Below are 319 nucleotides of genomic sequence, written 5' to 3'. Positions count from 1 at the left end.
CAACTGCGCAAAGTAAGCCAGCAGCCAAGCAATCGATCGATGATGCCCTTAAAGCCAAGGAAGCAGCGATTGATTCACGCACCGATTTGACGGACGAGGAGAAAGCTGTTGCGAAGGCAGATGCCAAGGCGAAAGCAGATGAGGCTAAGAAGAACATTGACGCTGCGACCACAGATGCAGAAGTCGATCAAGCTAAGTCAACTGGAACAACTGAGGTCAACGCAGTCAACCCAACCGCGCAAAGTAAGCCAGTAGCCAAGCAAGCGATCGATGATGCCTTGAAAGCCAAGGAAGCAGCCATTGATTCACGCACCGATTT

Annotated in this window: 1 protein-coding gene; it reads left to right on the top strand. The window is 51.1% G+C overall.

Annotated elements, in window-relative coordinates; genetic code table 11:
• On the top strand, positions 1 to 319 hold a 319-nt coding region (locus HMPREF2853_RS09575), incomplete at both ends, for a DUF1542 domain-containing protein (protein ID WP_315940690.1).

The organism is Streptococcus sp. HMSC077F03, assembly GCF_001812375.1.
Taxonomy (GTDB): Bacteria; Bacillota; Bacilli; order Lactobacillales; family Streptococcaceae; genus Streptococcus; species Streptococcus oralis_S.
The sequence above is the reverse complement of the archived record's forward strand: the minus strand, read 5'-3'. Positions and strand labels throughout refer to the sequence as shown.